Annotated in this window: 2 protein-coding genes; both read left to right on the top strand. The window is 68.2% G+C overall.

Going from position 1 to position 2,512, the window contains the following annotated elements:
• Positions 1 to 180: 180 nt before the first annotated feature.
• Entirely contained in the window at positions 181 to 1,671 is a 1,491-nt protein-coding gene (gene istA / locus QSK17_RS35620) for an IS21 family transposase (protein WP_285711094.1), read from the top strand.
• Positions 1,668 to 2,447, top strand: a complete 780-nt coding sequence (istB, locus tag QSK17_RS35615; protein ID WP_285711093.1) for an IS21-like element helper ATPase IstB — start codon at positions 1,668 to 1,670, stop codon at positions 2,445 to 2,447. Before istA ends, istB begins: the two co-directional genes overlap by 4 nt.
• Positions 2,448 to 2,512 lie beyond the last annotated feature (65 nt).

Here is a 2,512-nt window from a genome sequence, read left to right as displayed (position 1 = left end):
TGTCCGTGGCCGTGTAAAAGTAGCCGCAGGTGGCCGGGTTGAGGTCACCGCTGGTGGCCAGTTTTAAGTCCCCACTCGTCTTTGTGCGCGTTCGCGTGTCGTGGGGAGGGATGTGCCCCTGAACGGTGATCGTGACGGTGTCAGCCAGTCATGATCACCGCTCAGGGAGTCTGCCCGACCATGAAATCTTCGGGGGAAGTCATGGACATCATCGCTGCCTACCGAGAGGTAGGCACCTATCGCGGAGCCGCTGCGGTGTGCGGAACCACGCACAAGACCGTCAAACGCATCATCGAGCGAGCGCTGACCGCCGACAAGGCACCGGGCCGCAAACAGCGCGAACACAACTACGACCAGGTCGCCGGACTGGTGACCGGGAAGGTTCGCGCCACGCACGGGAAGATCTCGGCCAAACGGCTGCTGCCACTGGCCCAGGCCGCCGGGTACGCGGGGTCTGCGCGGAACTTCCGCCGCCTGGTCGCCCAGGCCAAGAAGGACTGGCGTCGCGACAACCATCGCGGGCGTCGCCCCGCGGTGTGGACTCCCGGACAGACGCTGGCCATCGACTGGGGCGACGCGGGTGACGGGCTACACGTGTTCTGCGCCGTACTGGCCTGGTCCCGCTTCCGGTTCGTGCGCTTCGCCGACAACGAGCGCGCCGCCACCACCCTCGCCTTTCTTGCCGAGTGCTTCGAGACGCTCGGCGCAGTGCCGAAGACGGTGCTCGCCGACCGGATGGGCTGCCTGAAAGGTGGCGTGGTGGCCAACAAGGTCATCCCCACCGCTGACTACGTCCGCTTCGCCAGCCACTACGGCTTCCGGCCCGACTGGTGCGAGGCCGCCGACCCCGAATCTAAAGGGATCGTGGAGAACCTCGTCGGCTATGCCAAGCGCGACCTGATCGTCCCGCAAGCCCCCTTCGACGACCTGACGGTGGCCAACATCGCCGCACGCACCTGGTGCGCCGAGGTCAACACCGTCGTGCACTCCGAGATCTGCGCCATCCCTGCCGAGCGGCTCGTCGCTGAGCGGGAGGTGATGAGCGCGTTGCCGTCGCTGCGCCTGGCGATCGGTAAGCCGCGCATCACCCGCAAGGTGGACAAACTCTCCTGCGTCCGCTTCGGGTCGGCCCGCTACTCGGTGCCCACCCAGCTGATCGGCGCAACGGTCGCGGTGGTGGAGGCTGATGGCCGCCTGCTCATCACCGACCTGGCCACCGGACAGATCATCGCCGACCACACACCCGTCGCGCCCGGCGAAGCCGCCATCCTTGATGAGCATTATGGCGGGCCCCGGCCCGCGCCCCGCCGCGCCGCCCGAGCCCGCACCGAGACCGAAAAGGCGTTCCTGGCGCTCGGCCCGGCTGCCGCAACCTGGCTGACCGGCTCGGCCGCCTCGGGCAACACCCGGCTGGCCGGCGACCTGGTCGAACTGGCCGCCTTGGGCGCGGCGCATGGCGAGAAGACGCTGGTGGCGGCTCTGGAACGGGCAACCCGGTTCCGCCGCTGGCGCGCTGAGGACGTCCGCTCCATCCTGGCCGCCGGGGCCGGAACTCCGCAGCCCACGATGGCCGGGAAGGCGCTGGTGCTGGAGCTGCCCACCGTCCCGACCCGCTCACTGGCCGACTACACCCTCGACAAGCTCGGCAAGCCGATCGGAGAGGTGTCATGACCGCTCCCGCCGCTCCGGCGTTGCCCGCCGACCTCGATAGCGGGCTGCGCCGCCTCAAGCTCGCGACGATGCGTCGTCTGGCGCCGGAGCTGCTGGTCACCGCCCGCACGCAACGCTGGAATCCCGAGGAGTTCCTGCGGACCCTCATCGATGCCGAACTGACCGCTCGCGACGAGTCCAATGCTCGCACCCGGATGAAGGCCGCGGCCTTCCCCGTGATCAAAACGATCGACGAGTTCGACGTGGCGGCCTCCTCCATCCCCCGGGCGACGTTCGACTACCTGGCCTCGCTGGAATGGATCCGCGCTGCGGAGAACTACTGCGCGGTCGGCCCGGCGGGCACGGGCAAGAGCCACAGCCTCATCGCCCTCGGCGTCGCCGCCGTCGGCGCTGGCTACAAGGTGCGCTATTTCACCGCCGCCGAACTGGTGGAGACCCTATTCCGTGGGCTGGCCGACAATTCCGTCGGGCGTGTCATCGAGAACCTGCTGCGCGCCGACCTGGTCATCATCGACGAAGTAGGGTTCGCTCCGCTTGATGACACCGGAGCCCAGCTGCTGTTCCGGTTCGTGGCCGCTGCCTACGAACGCCGCGCGCTGGGCATCGGCTCGCACTGGCCCTTCGACCAGTGGGGTCGTTTCCTGCCCGAGCACAGCACCGCCGTCAGTCTGCTGGATCGGCTGCTCCACCACAGCGTCGTGGTCGTCACCGAGGGCGAGTCCTTCCGCATGCGACAAGCCCGCACCCGAGGCCCAGGACGCCTCACCAAGAAGTAGTCAACTAAGACGACACGGGGACATCGACTTGGCCACCAGCGGCGACACGCACTTGGCCGTTGACA

Origin of the sequence: Microtetraspora sp. NBRC 16547 (assembly GCF_030268965.1) — a bacterium.
In the GTDB taxonomy this organism is placed as follows: Bacteria; Actinomycetota; Actinomycetes; order Streptosporangiales; family Streptosporangiaceae; genus Microtetraspora.
This window is presented reverse-complemented; position numbering and strand designations above follow the sequence as displayed.

What these genes read in the sequence shown, in the direction of transcription:
- istA (WP_285711094.1), top strand. Translation starts at nt 181, where the DNA reads ATGAAATCTTCGGGGGAAGTCATGGACATCATCGCTGCCTACCGAGAG.
- istB (WP_285711093.1), top strand. Translation starts at nt 1,668, where the DNA reads ATGACCGCTCCCGCCGCTCCGGCGTTGCCCGCCGACCTCGATAGCGGG.